Origin of the sequence: Streptomyces sp. NPDC091649, from assembly GCF_044756785.1 — a bacterium.
Classification (GTDB): domain Bacteria; phylum Actinomycetota; class Actinomycetes; order Streptomycetales; family Streptomycetaceae; genus Streptomyces.
This window is the reverse complement of sequence record NZ_JBIVTR010000006.1, coordinates 282,961-302,119: the sequence shown is the minus strand read 5'-3', so window position 1 is coordinate 302,119 and position 19,159 is coordinate 282,961. Positions and strand designations below refer to the sequence as shown.

Genomic DNA, 19,159 nt, shown 5'->3' with positions numbered 1-19,159 from the left:
CCGTGCGGTGCCGCGTTCATGCTGTGCCGTGGCCGTGTGCCGTGCGCGGGGCAGCTCCCGGCGGCCGGTGGCCCCCGGGAGCTGCTCCCGGCCGCTTCGGTGCCGGCCGTGCCGGACCGGCCCCGCGCCTACAGGTGCGGGAGGATCGACGGCATCAGGTCCTGGAAGGTGCGGCCGTTGGCCGGGTTCCCGAGGGCCGTCATCTGCCATCCGCCGCCCGAGCGGTGCACCTTCGCCATGATCTGGGCGGTGTACTGGCCGCCGCCGTCGAGCGTGTACCGGGCGAGCTCCTGCCCGTTGGTCTCGTCGACGATGCGGCAGAAGGCGTTCTGCACTTCCTGGAACGTCTGGCCGGTGAAGGAGTTCACCGTGAAGACGATCTGGTCGATGTGGACCGGCACGCGCTGGAGGTCGACGAGGATCGCCTCGTCGTCGCCGCCGGAGCCGGCGCCGCCGACCAGGTTGTCACCGGTGTGCTTGACCGAGCCGTCATCGCTGACGAGATGCCGGAAGAACACGACGTCGACCGGCTGCTTGTCGGCGAAGAGCACCGCCGAGGCGTCCAGGTCGACCTCGCGCGTGCGGGAGCCGAACAGGCCGCGGCGCGGAGCCGCCTGCCAGCCGAGCCCCATCCGTACCGCCGTCAGGGCACCCCCGTCGCTCTTCTGCAGGCTGATGGCCTGACCCTTGGTCATATTGACCGTCACGCGCTGTCCCCTCTCGGCATTGCCCCGCAGCCATCCGTGTGCGGTTTCCCCGCACCCTACGCATTCCACCCCTGGCGGCAGCAGGCTCGGTCCGCTTTTGTGTCGGTCTTGCAACACACCGGTGGGGCATGGCCGGTGCTACCGGTTCCCCGTCGCGACCCGCGCGGAACGGGCGGCAGAACCGGTGCCGGCCGGCGCCGGGATCAGGCGAGGCCCGCCTCCTTCATCTGACGCAGTTCCTTCTTCAGTTCGCCGACCTCGTCGCGCAGCCGGGCGGCCACCTCGAACTGCAGATCCGCGGCGGCGGCCCGCATCCGCTCAGTCATCTCCTCGATGATCCCGGCCAGCTCGGTCGCGGGCCGGTCGCTGAGCACCGCGCCGGGCGAGGCCGCCCGACCCTTCGCCCCGCCCTTGCCGCCGAGCGCGGGCACAGGGGCCTTGGCCTCCTTGCCCTGCCGGTAGCCGGTGCCGAGGAGCTGCTCGGTGTCGACCTCCTCCCGGGCGATGGTCGCGACGATGTCGTTGATCTTCTTGCGCAGCGGCTGCGGGTCGAGGCCCCGCTCGGTGTTGTACGCGACCTGCTTCTCGCGGCGGCGGTTCGTCTCGTCGATCGCCTGCGCCATGGCCGGGGTGATCCGGTCGGCGTACATGTGGACCTGTCCCGAGACGTTGCGGGCGGCTCGGCCGATGGTCTGGATGAGGGAGGTGCCGGAGCGCAGGAAGCCCTGCTTGTCGGCGTCGAGGATGGCCACGAGGGACACCTCGGGGAGGTCGAGGCCCTCGCGCAGGAGGTTGATGCCGACGAGTACGTCGTACTCGCCGGAGCGCAGCTCGCGCAGCAGCTCGATGCGGCGCAGGGTGTCGACGTCGCTGTGCAGGTAGCGGACCTGGATGCCGAGCTCCAGGAAGTAGTCGGTCAGGTCCTCCGCCATCTTCTTGGTGAGCGTGGTGACCAGGACCCGCTCGTCGCGCTCGGTCCGCTTGCGGATCTCGTGGACCAGGTCGTCGATCTGGCCCTCGGTGGGCTTGACCACGACCTCGGGGTCGATCAGGCCGGTGGGGCGGATGATCTGCTCGACGAACCCGTCGCCGCGCGAGAGCTCGTACTTCCCGGGTGTGGCGGAGAGGTAGACCGTCTGGTCGATCCGCTTCAGGAACTCCTCCCACTTCAGCGGCCGGTTGTCCATCGCGGACGGCAGCCGGAAGCCGTGGTCGACGAGGGTCCGCTTGCGGGAGGCGTCCCCCTCGTACATCGCACCGATCTGCGGGACCGTGACGTGGGACTCGTCCAGGACGAGCAGGAAGTCGTCGGGGAAGTAGTCCAGGAGGGTGTTCGGGGCGGTGCCGGGCTCGCGGTCGTCGAAGTGCATCGAGTAGTTCTCGACGCCGGAGCAGGTGCCGATCTGGCGGAGCATCTCGATGTCGTACGTGGTGCGCATGCGCAGTCGCTGGGCCTCCAGCATCTTGCCCTGCTTCTCCAGCTCTGCCAGGCGCTGCTCCAGCTCCTGCTCGATGCCGCCGACGGCCTTCTCCAGGCGTTCGGGCCCGGCGACGTAGTGGCTGGCGGGGAAGACGTGGACCATGGGGTCCTCGCTGATGATCTCGCCGGTCAGCGGGTGGAGCGTGGACAGGGCCTCGATCTCGTCGCCGAACATCTCGATGCGGACGGCGAGCTCCTCGTAGACCGGGAAGATCTCGATGGTGTCACCCCGGACCCGGAAGGTGCCGCGGGTGAAGGCCAGGTCGTTGCGGGCGTACTGCATCTCGACGAAGCGGCGCAGCAGCTGGTCGCGGTCGATCTCCTCGCCGACCTCGAGCCGGACCATCCGGTCCACGTACTCCTGCGGCGTGCCGAGGCCGTAGATGCAGGAGACGGAGGCGACCACGACGACGTCGCGCCGGGTGAGCAGCGAATTGGTCGCCGAGTGGCGCAGCCGCTCGACCTCCTCGTTGATGGAGGAGTCCTTCTCGATGTAGGTGTCCGACTGCGGGACGTACGCCTCGGGCTGGTAGTAGTCGTAGTACGAGACGAAATACTCCACCGCGTTGTTCGGGAGGAGCTCACGGAACTCGTTGGCCAGCTGGGCGGCGAGGGTCTTGTTCGGCGCCATCACCAGGGTGGGGCGCTGCAGCTTCTCGATCATCCAGGCGGTGGTCGCCGACTTTCCGGTGCCCGTCGCGCCGAGCAGGACGACGTCCTTCTCATCGGCGCGGATACGCCGCTCCAGCTCGGCGATGGCCGCCGGCTGGTCGCCGCTGGGCTGGTAGGGACTGACGACCTCGAAAGGCGCCACCGTACGTTCGATCTTGGAAACGGGCCGCATGCAACCACCGTACGGCTCGCCACTGACAACGGCCTCGGATCAGCGGGACCGGACCCCGCCCGCATGTTCGCGGGCGGGGCTCCACGGGCGCCGGCCGGCCCGCGTACCCGGGTCCGGCCCACCCGTCACGGCCCGCGGGTCGAACAGGAGAACCACGGCGGCCAGGAGCAGGAAGCAGGCCGGGCCGGCCAGCATCGGCCCGATCATCTCGGCGGGCCGGTCGCCGGGCAGGACGTCGGCCAGGTCGGACGGCACGGTGGGCGGCAGGTGCAGGTGCACGTCGAGCGCGGCCATGCCGGTGTAGTGCATACCGGTCACCGCGACGGCCATCAGGATGCTCGCGCCGAGACCGGCGAGAGCCCCCCGGAGGGTGACGGCCGCCCACAGCGCGCCGGTGGCGGCGCCCCCGGCAATCAGCACCGAGAGGATCACGAGAGGCGTGTCGTAAGCGAAACTGGCGGCCATGCGCATGCCCGCCATGCCGAGGTAGTGCATCGAGGCGATGCCGAGGCCGGTGATGACGCCGCCCGTGATCAACGCCATGCGCGTCGCCCCCCGGTACCCGACAATGAAGATGCCGATGCCGACCATCACGACGGCCACGGCAAGGCCGGCGAAGGTGAGGGGTTTGTCGTAGGAGATCGGAGTCTCCTGGACGGTGAAGCCCGTCATCGCGACGAAGTGCATGGTCCACACGCCGGAACCGATGGACAGCGAGCCCAGGGCCAGCCAGCCGGCCCGGTAGGAGCGTGCGGTGTGGAGGGACCGGGTGGTGCAGCGGAGTCCGAGGGCGGCTCCCAGGGCGGCCATCAGGAATGCCGCGACCGGAGTCACCAGGCCGTAGGTGAATCCGTCGACTGTTCCTTGCATACGCGCACGCCCTTCGAAAAAGCCCCGGGGCTTTGGAGGGTCCCCAAGGAGCGGGTCCCGGCAGGCAGACAAAGAAACCACATTTTATCGGCACGGCCTCACCCCGTGCTCCGGCGGTGGTCCCCGGGACCGAAGGTCCCGTTCATTTCGCGGCCATCGCCGCCCCGCCGGGCGTTGGCGGGCCGCTGTCACTCTCTGCGTGTCCGCACACTCCCGACGTGAGGAGTCCCCGTGTTCGTCCGCACCGCAACCGCCTCCACCACGGCCGCCGCCCTGCTCGGCGCCGGCGCCCTGCTGCTGCCCGCCGACCGTCCCGAGACCCCGGAGCGGCAGGACGCCCCGGTCGTCGTGGCCCACCGGGGGGCATCGGGCTACGCGCCGGAGAACACCCTCGCCGCCGCCGACGCCGCGGACGCCCTCGGCATCGACTGGGTCGAGAACGACGTGCACCGCACCCGTGACGGCGAGCTCGTCGTGCTGCACGACACGAGCCTGAAGCGCACGACGGACGTCGAGCAGGTCTTCCCCGGCCGGGCGCCGTGGGCGGTCAAGGACTTCACCGCGGCGGAGATCGCGAAGCTCGACGCGGGCAGCTGGTTCAGTGCGCAGTTCGCCGGGGCCCGGGTGCCGACGCTCACCCAGTTCCTGGACCGCCTGGAGCGCAACCGGCAGAAGCTGCTCCTGGAGATCAAGAGCCCGGCGGCCTACCCGGGCATCGAGCGGGACATCATCCGGGTCCTGGGCCGGTCGGGATGGCTGGACCGCTCCCACGTGCGGAGCCGGCTGGTCATCCAGAGCTTCGGGGCCGACAGTGTGAAGAAGGTGCACACTCTGCGCCCGGACGTCACGACCGGATTCCTGGGCACCCCGGCGGTGGCCGATCTGCCCTCGTACGCGGCGTTCACCGATCAGATCAACCCCTCGTACGCGACGATCGGCGCCGACTACGTGGCGGCCGTCCAGCGGCTCAAGGGCCCGCACGGCAAGCGTCTGCGGGTGAACACGTGGACGGTCAACAAGGCGGCGGACGCGGCGAAGGCCCGTGACATGGGGGTCGACGGCATCATCACCAACTTCCCCGACGTGGTGCGCGACGCGACGAGCTGACGCGGCGGGAGGCGGGGCCGCCGGGTCCTCCGCCGCCGGCCCCGCGGCTGTCGGTGTCGGGCCGTGCCGAAGGGCCCGCCGCTGTCGGTGGCGGGCCGTACGGTGGTCGGCATGAACAGTTACGGGCTCCGTGGCGAGCCGACCGTCGAGTGGTCCGTGGTGGACAGCGGTATCGGCCCGCTGCTGCTCGCCGCGACCGGGGCCGGTCTGGTGAACGTGTCCTTCCACGCCCGCCCCGCCGTCCGGGACGCGGTCCTCGACCGGCTGCGTACGCGGTTCGCCACGGAGCCGGTGGAGGCGCCCGGTTCCGCTCGGCTCGCCGAGCCCGTACGCGAGCTCGCGGCGTACTTCGCGGGTGTGCGGCGGAATTTCGACCTCGCTCTGGACTGGTCGCTGACCTCGGGGTTCCACCGTGCGGTGCTCCGCGAGCTGGCGTCCGGGGTGCCCTACGGCACGGTCGTCGGATACGGGGAGCTGGCCGCGCGGGTCGGCCGGCCGGAAGGGGCGCAGGCGGTCGGGGCGGCCATGGGGGCCAACCCGCTGCCGGTGGTGGTGCCGTGCCACCGGGTGGTGGAGAGCGACGGCGGCCTGGGCGGGTTCGGCGGCGGTCTGGAGACCAAGCGGCAGCTGCTGGCGCTGGAGGGCGTCCTGCCGGAGCCGCTGTTCTAGGTGCACCGACCGGGAGGGGTGTTCCCACCGCCGCCCCCGAGGGCCCCCGCGACCGCTGGTCCCCCGGGAGCCCTCCGCGGCCGCTGTTCCAGGAAGGGGCCGGACGCCGCCGGCGCGTCCCGGACGGTCGCGGGCGGGGAGTCCAGCGATCGTGGGAAGAGCCGGGGCCGGCCGTCATCAGGCCCGTTCACCCGCCCGGGTGCACAGCGGTGGCCGAGCGGTGGCACACTGCGCCGGTGACGCCACCCCTCTCGCTCCCCCAGGACACGGCCGCCGGGCTGCCGGCGCTGCAGCGCCGGACGTCGGCCGTGCTCATCGTCAGTCAGATACTCGGCGGCCTCGGTGTGGCCATCGGCATCGCCCTGGCCCCGATGCTGGCCGCCGAGGTGAGCGGGTCGGAGGCGCTGTCCGGGCTGGCGCCGACCGCGTCGGTCGTCGGCACGGCGCTGCTGTCGCTGCCCCTGGCCGCCCTGATGGCCGACCGGGGCCGCCGGCCCGGCCTGGTGCTCGCCTATCTGATCGGCGCCCTGGGCGGTGGCCTGGTCGTCATCGCCACGATGCTGCCTAGTTTCCCGCTGCTGCTGCTCGGCATGGCGGCGTTCGGCGCGGGATCGCTGGCCGGTCTCCAGGCCCGGTTCGCGGCGGCCGACCTGGTGGGGCCGGAACGGCGGGGGCGGGCGATCTCCACCGTCGTCTGGGCCACCACGATCGGTTCGGTGCTGGGCCCCAACATCTCCGCTCCGGCGAGCCGGCTGTTCCGCGGCACTCCGGTGCCCGAGGCGGCCGGGCCGTTCCTGTGCTCGGCCGTCGTGTTCCTGATCGCCGGGCTCGTCGTGGCGCTGGCCCTGCGCCCGGATCCGCTCCTCACCGCCCGCGCCCTGTCCCCGGAGGGGCCGGCCGGGCCGCCGAAGCGCTCGCTGCGCGCCGGGATCGAGGCCGTTCGGCGGTCGCCGATGGCGCGGCTGGCCCTGGTGACCGTCACCGTGTCGCACACCGCCATGGTGTCGATCATGGTCATGACCCCGGTCGATCTGAGCCGGCACGGCGCCGGTCTCCAGCTGATCGGGCTCGTCATCAGCGGGCACATCGCCGGCATGTACGCGTTCTCGCCGGTGATGGGGTGGCTGGCCGACCGGTTCGGCCGACTGACCGTGATCGGGCTGGCCGTCGGGCTGCTGAGCCTCGCCGCACTGCTCGCGGGCACCGCCGGGCCCCGGCACGGGCAGACCGCGGCGGGCCTGTTCGTGCTGGGCCTCGGCTGGTCGGCGGGGATGATCGCCGGCTCGGCGCTGCTCACCGACGCGGTGCCGCGTTCCGCGCACGCGGCCGTGCAGGGGCTGTCGGACCTGATCATGAACGCGGCGGCGGGCGCCGGCGGGGCGGCGGCCGGGGTGATCGTCGCCCAGTGGGGCTACGGCCCCCTCAACGCGATCGGCGCCGCACTGCTGTTGCCGGTCGCCGCCCTCGCCCTGCGCCGGAGCCTCGGGCGCCCGGGAGCGGCCGCCGGCTGACGCGCCCCCGGAGCGCTCCTCCGCCACGGCCGCAGCCGTTGGCCGTAGCCGTCAGAGGCTGATGTGGTACGCCTTGCGGAGCGTCTCGTGCACGGTCCAGGTCGTCCGGTCGCCCTCACGCAGGACGCAGGCGTCCCCCCGGGCCGACCTCCAGGGTCGGCCCGCCCTCGACCGCGACCGTCGCCCGGCCGCTGACGACCACGAACAACTCGTCGGCCTCGGTGTCGGTGACCACGCCGGGCGTGATCTGCCAGATTCCCCGGAGCTGCTTGCCGTCGGCCGATTCCCACAGCACCCTGCCCGTCACCACGGGATCGCCCGAGACGATCTGCGCCGGATCGAGGGGTTCCGGAACGAGCTCGGCGTCCGGGATGTGCACGGCGAAGGAGGCGGGGACCTGATCATGTGTCGTCATGACCGGTCACCCTAAGGGTTGTGACCGCGCAGGTTCGCCGGGCTGGTGGGCGTGACGGTCGGATGTGCGGTGACGTCCATTCGACCGCCGGAGGCGCGGCGGCTGAGCCGGTCCGGGTACGCAGCTCGACCGACAAGGAGGGGCAGAGGCTGAAGCAGGTCGTGGATTCACCCGCCCTCTTCGGCCCGCTGCGGCAGTTCACCCCGGCCGACCGCGAACAGCGGCCCCGCAGTGCCGAAAGGGACATGTTCGCGGGAAGGTCAGCGGCAGAAGGACGACTCAGGAGGGGGACGGCTCGATCTCCCCCGCGAAGACGATGACCTGGTCGATGAGGCTCCGCCGCAGATGGACGACGTCCGTTCCCGCCAGGCGGGGGCCTCCATCCGGTGTGGTGAAGACCCACTGGTACCGGGCCCACTCGTCAGGCATGTCCACCGCTGAGCAGCGCACCATCGTGCCGGTCCCCGCCGGGTGGCGCCGGATGTCCAGCACGAACCGCTCGACCGCCGCGATTCCTTCGCTGCGACCCAGCGGCCCCCAGAAGACCACGTCCGAGGTCAGGGCCTGGGCGAGCAGGGCCGTCACATAGCTGTCGTCCGAGGCGTTGAACGCGGAGATGAACGTGTCGATCGCTGAGCGTGCCGTCTCTTCCTGCATGCCCCAGTAATACCAGCCGTCGCGCGTGCGCTCGTCCCGCGAGCCGCCTTCCGATCACGGTGGACCATCCCGGTCAAGATCCGCCGGACACGCCCTGGCGGCCGCTTCCGGCCACTCCGTGACCAGGACCCGCCGGAGAACGTCCGTCCGTGGTTTGCGCCGCTTCCGCCCGCGACAGGGATGGGGCATGCCTCTGAACCCACCGGACCGGCGTCCCGCGGACGCGAGGAAGCCTGGGCCGCAGTCCTACGAGCCGGTGCTGTCGCGGGACGTGCGCGCCGCCCTGAGCACCGGCCTGCCCGTCGTGGCGCTGGAGTCGACGATCATCGCGCACGGTCTGCCGCGCCCCCGCAACCTGTCCGTGGCCCGGGAGCTGGAGGGTCTCGTCCGGTCGGCCGGCGCTGTCCCGGCGACCGTCGCCGTCCTGGACGGGCGGGCCCGTGTCGGTCTGAGCGAGGCGCAGTTGGCACGGGTCGCCGAGGACCCGGCGGTACGCAAGCTGGGGCACCGCGATCTCGCCCCGGCGCTCGCCGCCGGGGCGAGCGGGGCGACGACGGTGTCCGCGACGGCGTTCCTGGCCGCGCGGGCGGGCCTCGGCGTCTTCGCCACGGGCGGGCTGGGCGGCGTGCACCGGCAATGGTCCGAGAACCAGGACGAGTCGGCCGATCTGCGGCTGCTCGCCCGCACCGGGATCACCGTGGTATGCGCGGGCGTGAAGTCCGTCCTCGACGTCCCGGCGACCCTCCAGCGGCTGGAGACCCTCGGCGTCGGCATCGTGGGCTACGGCACGGAGCACTTCCCCGGCTTCTATCTGAGCAGCTCCGGCGAGCCCGTCGACTGGACGGTGCGCAGCCCCGAGGAGGTGGTGGAGGTGATCCGGGCGAGGGAGGCGCTGGGCGGCCCTCAGGCCGCGCTGATCGTGGCCAATCCCGTGGCGGAGCGGGACCAGTTGGACCCCGTACTGCACGACCGGGTGCTGGCGGAGGCGCTGGAGGCGTGCCGGGAGCGGGGAATCACGGGGCAGGGCGTCACACCGTTCCTGCTGGACCGGCTGACACGGCGGACCGGGGGCGCGTCGCTGGAGGCGAACCTCGCGGCCGTGCGGGGCAACGTGGCGCTCGCGGCGCGGATCGCCGTCGCGGTGGCGGGCTCCCGGTGAGCCGTCCGGCGCCGGGCAGTGGGCTCCTGGTGGTGGGGGACGTGGTCACCGACGTGGTGGCGCGGTACGGTTCGGCGCTCGCGCACGGGACGGACACGGCGGCCCGGATCTGCACCCTGCCGGGCGGCGCGGGGGCCAACGTCGCCTGCTGGGCCGCGCGTTCGGGCTGCCGGGACGTCCGGCTGCTGGCCAGGGCGGGGGCGGATTCCGTCGGCTGGCACCGGGAGGCGCTGGAGCGGGCGGGGGTGCGGGCACTCCTGGTGGCGGACGCGGAGGCGCCGACGGCGACCGTCGTCGCCCTGGTCGACGCGGCGGCCGAGCGCACGTTCCTGACCGACGGCGGGGCGGTGCTGCGGCTCGCCCCCGAGGACTTCGCGCCCCCGATGCTCGACGGTGTGGGGTGGCTGCACCTCTCCGGCTATCTCCTGTTCGCCGCGACGAGCCGCGCCGCCGCCCTCCTCGCCCTGCGCACCGCCGTGGAGCGGGGTGTTCCGGTGAGCGTGGACCCGGCGTCGGCCGGGTTCCTGCGCGAGCTGGGGCCGAAGCGGTTCCTGGCGTTCGCCGAGGGGGCGGAGCTGCTGCTGCCGAACGCGGACGAGGCCCGGCTGCTGACAGGGCTGCCCGGGCCGAAGTCCGCGGCGGCGGAGTTGAGCCGGTGGTTCCCGCGGGTCGTCGTCACCCTGGGCGCGCGGGGAGCCGTGGTGGCCGCGGGCGGCGAGGTCGTCGGGCTCGCCCCCGCCCCTTCGGTGTGCGAGCCGGTCGACTCGACGGGGGCGGGCGACGCGTTCACCGGCGGGTTTCTCGCGGCCCTGCTGGCCGGGTCGGACGCCTTGGGCGCGGCGTCCGAGGGCTGCCGGGCCGGTGCGGCGGCCGTGGCCGTGGTGGGCGGCCGGCCGCCACCGGGCCGCTGACGCCCGAAGTCGGTTCGGTGACGGCCGGTGTCGCGCCCGGCCCGGTGGACGGCCGGTGTCCGCCCCCGGGGGCGACCCATGCCCCGCGGGGCGCGGCTCAGCCGCTGCCGGGCAGCCCCGCCCAGGCGGGGTGCGACGGGTCGTCCGCCCGGACCACCACATCCGCGCGCTTCGAGGGCGCGGCCTCCTCCTCGTACCGGACGAAGGCGGGCAGGGTCCAGCGTTCCGACTCCGCCGTACGCCGCCGCAGCGCCCCCGGGGACAGCCGCAGATGGACGCTCAGCGCGAACGGGAACCAGTGCCCCAGCAGGAACGGACCGTGCACGATGACGACTCCGCCGTCGGGCAGGGAGTGGTAGGGGGTGCGGGTGGCCCGGTCGGTCACGGGGTCCCACAGGTCGGGCAGCACCCGGCCGGAGCCGCCCGCCTCCAGCGGCGCGAACACCTCGCGCCACAGCGCTCCGGTGTCGAACCAGCTGTCGGCGTAGGCGTCCGGGTCCCGCTTCCCGTACTCGAAGCGCAGACTCGCCGGGCGCAGGAAGCCCTCGGTGGGGATCACGAGCACCGCACGGCCGAGCAGCCTCAGCTCTTGGGCGAGGCGCTCGGCGCTCTCGCCGGTACGGGCGGCCGGGGCGCCGTCGATGCCGAGCGCGAGCCGGGACGAGCCGTCGGCGGCGGACAGCCCGTCGGCGTACCCGGCCAGTTCGACGGCCAGCCGTTCCCAGGTGATCGCTTCGAGTCGCACGGCCCCATCATCGCCGGACCGGTGGGACGATGCCGTACGAGGGGGTTCAGGAGCCCCGCAGTCCGGCGGCGAGCGGACCCTCGCCGGCCACCTCCACGCGGCCGTCCTTCACCGTCTCCGCGAAGGTCGCTCCCCCTCGCGCGAGCTCCAGGCACGCCTCGGCGTCGAGGACGATCCGGGCGTCGGGGCGGTCGGCCGGGCCGTAGCCGTACACCGGTCCGTACGTCTCGGCTCCCGGGAGCACGGCCCCCGCTCCCCCGCCGACGTGGATGTGGAACACGCCCTCGTCGAGCCGGACTTCGAGGACGCCCGTGTGGCCGACGCCTTCCAGGGCGCGCAACAGCGGCAGCGCGAACCAGTGGGCCCGCACAGCGTCGGTGGGGCGGCGCTCGGCGAGGGCGGGCGCTCCCCACTCGGCGAGGGCGGCGAGGACGGGCCGCAGGGCGTGCCCGCGCGCGGTCAGCTCGTAGACGGACGCGCCCGACGGCGGCGGCAGCTTGCGGCGCAGGGCCAGTCCGGTCTGCTCCATGTCCTTGAGCCGGGAGGCCAGCACGTCCGTGCTGACACCGGGCAGGTCGGCGTGCAGGTCCGTGTACCGGCGCGGCCCGCCCAGCAGTTCACGGACGATCAGCAGCGTCCACCGGTCGCCGACGGAGTCGAGGGCGCGGGCGGTGGCGCAGAACTGGTCGTAGCTCCGGCGACGGGCGGGGCGTGCTGCTGACGGCTGCTGCTGACGTGGCATGCGACGCAGTCTAGACATGTTGTTGGACTTTCCAAGCCGAAGCTTGGTAAAACCAAGTATCGCAATTCGGCTCGGGAGGCAGCGCATGGAGTTCCGGCAGTCCAGCAAGCTCAACGAGGTCTGCTACGAGATCCGGGGCCCGGTCATCGAGCACGCCAACGCCCTGGAGGAGGCGGGCCACAGCGTGCTCCGGCTCAACACGGGCAACCCCGCGCTCTTCGGCTTCGAGGCCCCCGAGGAGATCGTCCAGGACATGATCCGGATGCTGCCGCGGGCGCACGGCTACACCGATTCACGCGGCGTCCTCTCGGCCCGGCGGGCGGTGGTCCAGCGCTACCAGGCCATGGGGCTCACCGAGGTCGGCGTGGACGACGTGTTCCTCGGCAACGGGGTCTCCGAGCTGATCTCCATGGCCGTGCAGGCGCTGCTGGAGGACGGCGACGAGGTCCTGATCCCGGCCCCGGACTTCCCGCTCTGGACGGCGGTGACCACGCTCGCGGGCGGCAAGGCGGTGCACTACGTCTGCGACGAGGAGTCCGACTGGAACCCGGATCTCGCCGACATGGCCGCGAAGATCACCGACCGGACCAGGGCCGTGGTGATCATCAACCCGAACAACCCCACCGGCGCGGTCTATCCGCGCGAAATCCTCGAGGGCATCCTCGACCTGGCCCGGCGGCACGGGCTGATGGTGTTCGCCGACGAGATCTACGACCAGATCCTGTACGACGGGGCCGAGCACCACAGCGCGGCGGTCCTCGCCCCCGACCTGGTCTGCCTCACCTTCAGCGGTCTGTCCAAGACGTACCGGGTGGCCGGCTTCCGTTCCGGGTGGATGGTGGTGTCCGGGCCGCGGCAGCACGCCCGGAACTATCTGGAGGGCCTCACCATGCTGGCCTCCATGCGGCTGTGCCCCAACGCCCCGGCGCAGTACGCCATTCAGGCCGCGCTCGGCGGGCGGCAGTCCATCCGGGAGCTGGTCGCGCCGGGCGGCAGGCTGCACGAGCAGCGTGACCGGGCCTGGGAACGGCTCAACGAGATCCCCGGTGTCTCGTGCGTGAAGCCGAAGGGCGCGCTGTACGCCTTCCCCCGCATCGATCCGAAGGTGCACCCGATCGTCGACGACGAGAAGTTCGTGCTGGACCTGCTGCTGCGGGAGAAGATCCAGGTGGTGCAGGGCACCGGCTTCAGCTGGCCGCGCCCGGACCACTTCCGCATCCTGACCCTCCCGTACGCCGACGACCTCGACGCGGCGATCAGCCGCATCGGCCGCTTCCTGAGCGGGTACCGGCAGTGATGTGACCGCCGGGTGCGGCCGGGTCGGACGAGACCGCAGACAGCCGCCGCCTCTCGGCGGTGGCCCGCGCATCCTCTGTTTCCCCGTGTGTCCGTCCCCTGCGCGCCTGCACCGCGCCCTGTGCCCCTCCCGCGGAAACGGGAGCGGGCCCGGAGGCGTAGCCGGCCTCCGGGCCCTGTGTGTGCCGCCCATCGGGCACGCCGGCACGTTTAAGGGTCCGGGTCAGTCATGATGTCGTCGCGTCCTGCCTTTGGACCACCGCAGACCGAAGCTCTGCGGGCCGGACTTGAACCGGCATCTCGACGCGCGCGGGCCCGGGCCCGTTCGATCCGGCGATCGGCGGCGAATGCTGAGTCTGGAGCAAGAGTCTGAGATTGACGGCGGTCTGCCTCTGCCTGCTTGGGCTACTCCGGCCCGTGCCGGAGGGAGGAGTCGAACCTCCACGGGAACCGCGCCTTCACGACAAGCTTCAGTTTCAGCCTGCGCTCCTCGCGCACCCCGGCTTCCGGAAACGGCGGCCGGGGAATCCATGATCGGTCACCCGAAGAGGTAACCGAATACCGCGTCACCCACCCGCTGGTCGGTGACGTCCACGCCGTTGGCCTCCTCGCGGGCGAACTTCACGGCCTGCTGGAGCTTCTCGATCCGGTCCAGGAGTTCGTTGACGCGCCGCGCGGGCAGCGCCCCGGAGAACTTGACGGTCGTCCAGTACCCGATCGGGACGTCCTCGTAGTACACCTCGACCTGCGCCGGGTGCTTGTCGGTGGCCTCCGCCTTCACATGGTTGCGGGGCACCTTCTTCGTGCGGAGGGTGCGGACCGGCTCGGTCTTCCAGGAGTCGGTCGACGGGTCCTGCGACCACGCCTCGGCCGCGTCCAGCACGGGCAGCTTGCGGACGAAGGTGTTGAGGTCGGTCAGCTGCTTCTCCAGGAACAGCAGATACGACACCGGCACCTCGCTCACCAGCACCCGGCCGTCGACCTTCACATCGGCCCTGGCCGAGCAGTTCGCCCAGTCCTTCGTGGCGGTCACATCGAAGAGCCGGGTCAGCGTGGCGGCGGTGTCCCGCAGCACGTGCTCGGCCTTGACCTGGACCAGCGTCGACTCGGGCGGAAGCTGTTCGCCCTCCTCGTCCTTGGGCTGGTAGGTCCGGGAGATTCCGGCCAGCAGCCCGGTCTTCTGGAGGCCGTGATGCGCCGCCGTCAGGTCCTGGTGGGCCTTGGACTTGACGCCCTTCTCCACTGCGATGATCTGATTGAGTTTCGCCACGTCGAGGACGCTAACAGCGACAACACTCCGTGCGCCAACGGGTTTCAGCGCACGTACTGGGGGTCGTCCCCGGAGGTGTCCGGGGCGAAGTCACCGGCCAGCAGGGCTTCGAGGACGGACACCGGGTCCGGGTGCGGGGCGGCGCGCGGCCACCAGTCGTCGGCGCCGGGGTCGGACTCGTAGCCGTACCAGCGGTGGTCGCGGCCGAAGCGAAGCTGGAGCGAACCGGCCGGGTGGGTGAGGTGGTTGCGCCACGGCGTGAAGCGCGGGTGGCCGGCGGCGGCGAGCGCGGGCCGGGCCCGGTCGAAGGGGCCCGCCGGCGGGTCCCAGGGCATCTCCAGGACCGCGAGCCCCTCGGCCTCGCCCTGACGCCAGGCGGCGACGGCACGGGCGAGGTCGGTGGTGGTGCGGCCGGTGGCGTACGCCAGCTCCCGGTAGAGCGCGCGGGTGGTGGCGGTGAGCCCGGCGGTCGGCCGCGAGGCGGCGAGGCGGACGGCGTCCTGCCACGGAGTGAGGCCGGCCAGCGGATCGCGGCCCGTGGTCAGCAGGCCGTGGGCGCGGGCGGCGGCGTCGGTGGCGAGCTGGTCCAGGCCCAGCGGATCGCGGGCCCCGGGCAGATCCGGGTAGGACGGTGGCTGACCGGGGTGCGGCGGGACGGGCAGAGGCGCCGGCAGCGGGGGCAGGAAGCGGCCGGCGAGGGCCTCGCCCGCCGGGACCGAGGGGACGGCCGGGGCGGCGGGGCGCTCGCGGGCGGAGTGTTCGGCGTTGCGCCGGCCCAGCTCGTCCAGCAGCTCGCGCTCACCGCGACCGCGCATCAGCAGCAGGACGAACGGGTCGCTGTCGAGCACCAGGGCCGTCTGGAAGCAGAGGGCGGCGACGTGTTTGCACGGCCGCCCGTGGTCGGGGCAGGTGCAGCTGGGGTCGAGGTCGTCGGCGGCGGGCAGCAGCCGGACACCGGCGCCCTCGGCGGTTTCGGCCAGCGAGTGCGGCATCTCCTTGGCCAGCAGCGCGGACAGGTGCCCGGGGCGGGCGGCGACGGCGTCGAGCAGGGTGTCCCAGCCGGGGTCGGTGAAGGTGCGCAGCCGCAGCTCGGCACGGTAGGGGCGGGCCCGGCTGCCGTGCACGTAGGCGACGACGCGGCCGGGGGTGACGGTGATCGCGGCGACCTGGCCGTCGTCGGCGTACGCACGGCCGCGGGCGAGGCGGGCCTCGTCCATCGACAGCGACTCCAGCGCGTCCACCCAGGCCCGGCCCCACCAGCTGCCCGCGAAGGGCTCGCCCTCGGCGGAGGTGCGGGCGGGCACCGCCTCGAACGTACGGCGCAGGTCGTCCGGGCCCGGCCGGGCCCGGGGGGCGGAGCGGGCGGCCGGGCGCGGGCCGGGCCGGGCAGCCGGGCCCGGGATCCCGCGCGGGCTCACGCGGGCCTCCGCAGCGATACGAGGTCGGCGAGGTCCCGGTCGCTGAGCTCGGTCAGGGCGCTCGCCCCGGTGCCGAGCACCGCGTCCGCCAGGGCCCGCTTGGACTCCAGCAGCTCACCGATCCGGTCCTCCACCGTGCCCTCCGCGATGATCCGGTGGACCTGGACGGGCTGGGTCTGGCCGATCCGGTACGCGCGGTCGGTGGCCTGTTCCTCCACGGCCGGGTTCCACCAGCGGTCGAAGTGGACGACATGGGCGGCACGGGTGAGGTTCAGTCCGGTGCCGGCGGCCTTGAGGGAGAGCAGGAAGACGGGGACCTCCGCGGACTGGAAGCGGTCCACCATCCGCTCCCGCTCCGGCACGGGGGTGCCGCCGTGCAGGAGCTGGGAGGGGATCGCGCGGGAGGCGAGGTGCGCGGAGAGGAGCTTCGCCATCGTCACGTACTGGGTGAAGATCAGGACGGAGCCGCCCTCGGACAGGATCGTGTCGAGCAGTTCGTCGAGCAGCGCGAGCTTGCCGGAGCGGCCCGCGAGCCGGGCGGGCTCTTCCTTCAGATACTGCGCGGGGTGGTTGCAGATCTGCTTGAGGGAGGTCAGCAGCTTCATGACGAGACCTCGGCGGGCGATGCCCTCCGCCGCCTCGATCTGCGCCATCGTCTCGCGGACGGCGGCCTCGTAGAGCGTGGCCTGCTCGCGGGTGAGGAAGACGGGATGGTCGGTCTCCGTCTTGGGCGGCAGCTCGGGGGCGATGCCTGGGTCGGACTTCTTGCGCCGCAGGAGGAAGGGCCGGACCAGCCGGGACAGCCGCTCCACGGCCTCCTCGTTGCCCAGCCCCGCGGCGGTGCCGGTGTTCTCCACGATCCGGGCGTGCCGGGCCCGGAACGCCTTGAGCGGGCCGAGCAGTCCGGGGGTCGTCCAGTCGAGCAGCGCCCAGAGTTCGGAGAGGTTGTTCTCGACGGGGGTGCCGGTGAGGGCGACCCGGGCCGGGGCGGGGATGGTGCGCAGCGCCTTGGCCGTGGAGGAGTGCGGATTCTTGACGTGCTGCGCCTCGTCGGCGACGACCAGGCCCCAGCTCTGCTCGGCGAGCTGCCCGGCACGCACCCGCATCGTGCCGTAGGTGGTGAGGACGAAGCCGCCGTCCGGATCACTGAGGGTGCGGTCCGTGCCGTGGAAGCGGCGCACCGGGACGCCGGGGGCGAAGCGGTTGATCTCGCGGTGCCAGTTGCCGAGGAGGGAGGCGGGGCAGACCACCAGGGTGGGCGAGGGGTGCGCACGGTGCAGGTGGAGGGCGATGAGGGTGATCGTCTTGCCGAGGCCCATGTCGTCGGCGAGGCAGCCGCCGAGCCCCAGCGAGGTCATCCGGTCCAGCCAGGCCAGACCGCGCAGTTGGTAGTCGCGCAGGGTCGCGTCCAGGCCGGGTGGCGGCTCGATCGCCGTGTCGTCGGAGAGGATCCGCGTACGGAGGGCGGCCAGCGCCCCGGTGGGGACGGCGTCCACCCGCTCGCCGTCCACCTCCGCGCTGCCCGTGAGGGCGACGGCCAGCGCGTCCACCGGTTCCAGGAGCCCCAGCTCCCGCTTGCGTGCCTTGCGTACGAGGGCGGGGTCGACGACCACCCACTGGTCGCGCAGTCGCACCACCGGGCGGTGGGCCTCGGCCAGGGTGTCCATCTCCGCCTCGGTCAGCCGCTCGCCCCCCAGGGAGACCTGCCAGTCGAAGGCGAAGAGGTGCTCGGTGTCGAAGAAGGACGTGCCGTCGGTGGCCGATCCGGGCGCGGGCCGCACGACGGCGGCCGCGGTGAGCGAACGGGCCAGCTCGCGCGGCCAGTGCACCTCGACCCCGGCGGCGGCCAGCCGGGAGCCGGCGTCGCTCAGCAGCTCGTACAGCTCGTCCTCGGTGATCGCGAGCACATCGGGGACGGGCTGCCCCAGGAGTCGTTCCAGCGGGGCCCAGAGGCGGGCGGCGCGGCGCAGCGCGAGCACCGCGTCGACGCGGGCGCGCGGGCCGAAGGGCTCGCCCGCCCCGCCGTGCCACAGGGCTGCCGCGTCCACCACGTAGGTCGGGTCGGCGAGGCTGTGGACCTGCACGACGGCCGCGGCGGCGGGGCGGGCCGCCGGGTCGTCCGGGTGTTCCGGCCCGGCGGATCCGCCGGTGGCATCCGCCTCGTCGCGCGCGGCCGTGACCGCGTAGGTGTCGGCGGTGTCGAACAGCTCGTACGCGGAGAGGTCCAGGCGCAGCGAGACCCGCACGCCCGCGTCCAGGCCGGAAGCCACCTCGACGGCCCAGGCGGCGGCGTGGGGCAGGTGCTGGGCCTCCCGTGCGGCGAACGGCGCGCCCATCGCGAACGCGGCGGCGGGCGTGCGCGGCAGGGTGTCGGCGACGGCGTCCAGGAAAGACCCGGTCAACGCCTCGGGTTCGGGGAGCCGGGGCGGCTCGGACCCGGGGACGGGCACCGCGTGCCCCTCGGGCGGCAGGGCGGCGGCGACCGCCCGCAGGTGCGCGACGTCCTGGGCGTCCCTCGGGCCCGCCCGCCAGGCGTCGTGGCCGTCCGCCGTGAGGCCGGGGAGAAGTCTGCCGCGTGCGACGAGCTGAAGGGCGTGCTGTGCGGCCGCGCCCCAGCATCGGGTGGCGGGGTGGGCGGACGCGTGGTCACGTGCCCGGACGAGCAGGGGCAGCGCGTCGGCCACGGACAGCAGTGCCGCGGGCACCTCGGTGGTGCGGACGCCACGGGGGCCGGCCGTCGGATCCGGGCGGACGACCGTGAGCCGGGCGGCGGTGCACGGGACGGAGTCGGGGCGCCCGGTGGAGTCCGCGTATCCGCCGAGGGCTCCGCTCCGCCCGGGGGCGGCGTCGTCGAGCCACGGCTCCCCGTCCGCCCGCGGGTCCCAGAAGGCGACGCGGCCGTCCCTGGGCACCGGGCCGGGCAGGAAGACCGCCGCGCAGCGCAGCAGGCGCCCGACGACGGCAGTCCGGGGCGCGCCCACGGCGTCCCCGGCCTCGCTCCGGCCCGTCCATGGCGTCATGTCCACCACCCCCTTTCACCCCGCCCACTGTCTGCGCCGGCACACGATGGCCCGGTCCACGGTCTGCGTCGGCACGCGACGTACTGACTCCGCGAGTCTAGGCGGGAGGTCTGACACTGCGGATTCCCACCGCATCGCCGCAGCTCAGCGGTGGCGGGACCAGCCGGCCGCGGTCCCCCTCGGCACGGCATGGCCGCCACGCTCGGTGATGGGCGATCCGCTGGTCCGAGGGCGGGAGCGGGACCCGGCCCGCCGGAGCCGCGCCGGCCACGGCGGTGGGAACGGACGGGGCGGACGGGGCGGTGGGCCCCGCTCCGTCTCCGTCCCCTGCGTACGTG

Annotated in this window: 15 protein-coding genes and 1 pseudogene; 6 read left to right on the top strand and 10 right to left on the bottom strand. The window is 73.2% G+C overall.

The window, feature by feature from the left end; translation table 11 throughout:
* Nucleotides 1-128: 128 nt before the first annotated feature.
* The 3 genes from ACIQMU_RS14410 to ACIQMU_RS14400 form a co-directional block, all read right to left on the bottom strand.
* Nucleotides 129-707 (bottom strand): TerD family protein, encoded by a 579-nt coding sequence (locus tag ACIQMU_RS14410; protein ID WP_352241180.1) that lies wholly within the window; start codon nt 705-707, stop codon nt 129-131.
* 203 nt (nt 708-910) lie between these two features.
* On the bottom strand, nt 911-3,031 hold the full coding sequence (gene uvrB / locus ACIQMU_RS14405) for an excinuclease ABC subunit UvrB (RefSeq protein ID WP_352241178.1): 2,121 nt from the start codon (nt 3,029-3,031) through the stop codon (nt 911-913).
* Between the two features lie 39 nt (nt 3,032-3,070).
* The gene (locus ACIQMU_RS14400) at nt 3,071-3,901 is read right to left on the bottom strand and encodes an MHYT domain-containing protein (protein WP_402688944.1); all 831 of its coding nucleotides are present in this window, start codon (nt 3,899-3,901) and stop codon (nt 3,071-3,073) included.
* A gap of 231 nt (nt 3,902-4,132) precedes the next feature.
* Here ACIQMU_RS14400 and ACIQMU_RS14395 point away from each other — a divergent pair, with 231 nt between their 5' ends.
* The 3 genes from ACIQMU_RS14395 to ACIQMU_RS14385 all read left to right on the top strand — a co-directional run bounded on the left by ACIQMU_RS14395 (nt 4,133) and on the right by ACIQMU_RS14385 (nt 7,188).
* Entirely contained in the window at nt 4,133-5,008 is an 876-nt protein-coding gene (locus ACIQMU_RS14395; protein WP_352241176.1) for a glycerophosphodiester phosphodiesterase family protein, read from the top strand.
* A gap of 111 nt (nt 5,009-5,119) precedes the next feature.
* Entirely contained in the window at nt 5,120-5,677 is a 558-nt protein-coding gene (locus tag ACIQMU_RS14390; protein WP_352241175.1) for a methylated-DNA--[protein]-cysteine S-methyltransferase, read from the top strand.
* Between the two features lie 236 nt (nt 5,678-5,913).
* Complete coding sequence (locus ACIQMU_RS14385) at nt 5,914-7,188, top strand: MFS transporter (protein ID WP_402688943.1); 1,275 nt, start codon at nt 5,914-5,916, stop codon at nt 7,186-7,188.
* Between the two features lie 51 nt (nt 7,189-7,239).
* Here the strand turns inward: ACIQMU_RS14385 and ACIQMU_RS14380 are convergent.
* Nucleotides 7,240-7,603: pseudogene (locus tag ACIQMU_RS14380) on the bottom strand (cupin domain-containing protein).
* 279 nt (nt 7,604-7,882) lie between these two features.
* On the bottom strand, nt 7,883-8,260 hold the full coding sequence (locus tag ACIQMU_RS14375) for a nuclear transport factor 2 family protein (RefSeq protein WP_352241172.1): 378 nt from the start codon (nt 8,258-8,260) through the stop codon (nt 7,883-7,885).
* Between the two features lie 187 nt (nt 8,261-8,447).
* Between ACIQMU_RS14375 and ACIQMU_RS14370 the strand changes: the two genes are divergently transcribed.
* Complete coding sequence (locus ACIQMU_RS14370; protein ID WP_352241170.1) at nt 8,448-9,419, top strand: pseudouridine-5'-phosphate glycosidase; 972 nt, start codon at nt 8,448-8,450, stop codon at nt 9,417-9,419.
* Complete coding sequence (locus ACIQMU_RS14365; RefSeq protein WP_402688942.1) at nt 9,416-10,330, top strand: carbohydrate kinase family protein; 915 nt, start codon at nt 9,416-9,418, stop codon at nt 10,328-10,330. Before ACIQMU_RS14370 ends, ACIQMU_RS14365 begins: the two co-directional genes overlap by 4 nt.
* A 97-nt stretch (nt 10,331-10,427) precedes the next feature.
* On the opposite strand, the gene ACIQMU_RS14360 is transcribed toward ACIQMU_RS14365, so the two are convergent.
* Together ACIQMU_RS14360 and ACIQMU_RS14355 are read right to left on the bottom strand one after the other, a co-directional pair.
* On the bottom strand, nt 10,428-11,075 hold the full coding sequence (locus ACIQMU_RS14360; protein ID WP_352241168.1) for a uridine kinase: 648 nt from the start codon (nt 11,073-11,075) through the stop codon (nt 10,428-10,430).
* Nucleotides 11,076-11,121: 46 nt separating this feature from the next.
* Nucleotides 11,122-11,817 carry a helix-turn-helix domain-containing protein gene (locus tag ACIQMU_RS14355; protein WP_352241167.1) on the bottom strand — a complete coding sequence of 232 codons (696 nt, stop codon included), beginning with the start codon at nt 11,815-11,817 and terminating at the stop codon, nt 11,122-11,124.
* Between the two features lie 85 nt (nt 11,818-11,902).
* On the opposite strand from ACIQMU_RS14355, the gene ACIQMU_RS14350 reads away from it, so the two are divergent.
* Nucleotides 11,903-13,114, top strand: a complete 1,212-nt coding sequence (locus tag ACIQMU_RS14350; RefSeq protein ID WP_352241166.1) for a pyridoxal phosphate-dependent aminotransferase — start codon at nt 11,903-11,905, stop codon at nt 13,112-13,114.
* Nucleotides 13,115-13,651: 537 nt separating this feature from the next.
* On the opposite strand, the gene ACIQMU_RS14345 is transcribed toward ACIQMU_RS14350, so the two are convergent.
* The 3 genes from ACIQMU_RS14345 to ACIQMU_RS14335 are packed head-to-tail and all read right to left on the bottom strand — an operon-like array spanning nt 13,652 to nt 18,821.
* Complete coding sequence (locus ACIQMU_RS14345; protein WP_352241165.1) at nt 13,652-14,383, bottom strand: hypothetical protein; 732 nt, start codon at nt 14,381-14,383, stop codon at nt 13,652-13,654.
* 44 nt (nt 14,384-14,427) lie between these two features.
* Nucleotides 14,428-15,801: an SWIM zinc finger family protein gene (locus tag ACIQMU_RS14340; protein WP_402688941.1), complete on the bottom strand. Its 1,374-nt coding sequence runs from the start codon at nt 15,799-15,801 to the stop codon at nt 14,428-14,430.
* Complete coding sequence (locus tag ACIQMU_RS14335) at nt 15,798-18,821, bottom strand: SNF2-related protein (protein ID WP_402688940.1); 3,024 nt, start codon at nt 18,819-18,821, stop codon at nt 15,798-15,800. The genes ACIQMU_RS14340 and ACIQMU_RS14335 overlap by 4 nt, the downstream gene beginning before the upstream one ends.
* Between the last annotated feature and the right edge of the window lie 338 nt (nt 18,822-19,159).

Excerpts from the sequence above, each read along its gene's own strand:
- uvrB (WP_352241178.1), bottom strand. The coding sequence starts at position 3,031 with ATGCGGCCCGTTTCCAAGATCGAACGTACGGTGGCGCCTTTCGAGGTC.
- ACIQMU_RS14375 (WP_352241172.1), bottom strand. The coding sequence starts at position 8,260 with ATGCAGGAAGAGACGGCACGCTCAGCGATCGACACGTTCATCTCCGCG.
- ACIQMU_RS14355 (WP_352241167.1), bottom strand. The coding sequence starts at position 11,817 with ATGCCACGTCAGCAGCAGCCGTCAGCAGCACGCCCCGCCCGTCGCCGG.
- ACIQMU_RS14390 (WP_352241175.1), top strand. The coding sequence starts at position 5,120 with ATGAACAGTTACGGGCTCCGTGGCGAGCCGACCGTCGAGTGGTCCGTG.
- ACIQMU_RS14370 (WP_352241170.1), top strand. The coding sequence starts at position 8,448 with ATGCCTCTGAACCCACCGGACCGGCGTCCCGCGGACGCGAGGAAGCCT.
- ACIQMU_RS14350 (WP_352241166.1), top strand. The coding sequence starts at position 11,903 with ATGGAGTTCCGGCAGTCCAGCAAGCTCAACGAGGTCTGCTACGAGATC.
- ACIQMU_RS14400 (WP_402688944.1), bottom strand. The coding sequence starts at position 3,901 with ATGCAAGGAACAGTCGACGGATTCACCTACGGCCTGGTGACTCCGGTC.
- ACIQMU_RS14335 (WP_402688940.1), bottom strand. The coding sequence starts at position 18,821 with ATGACGCCATGGACGGGCCGGAGCGAGGCCGGGGACGCCGTGGGCGCG.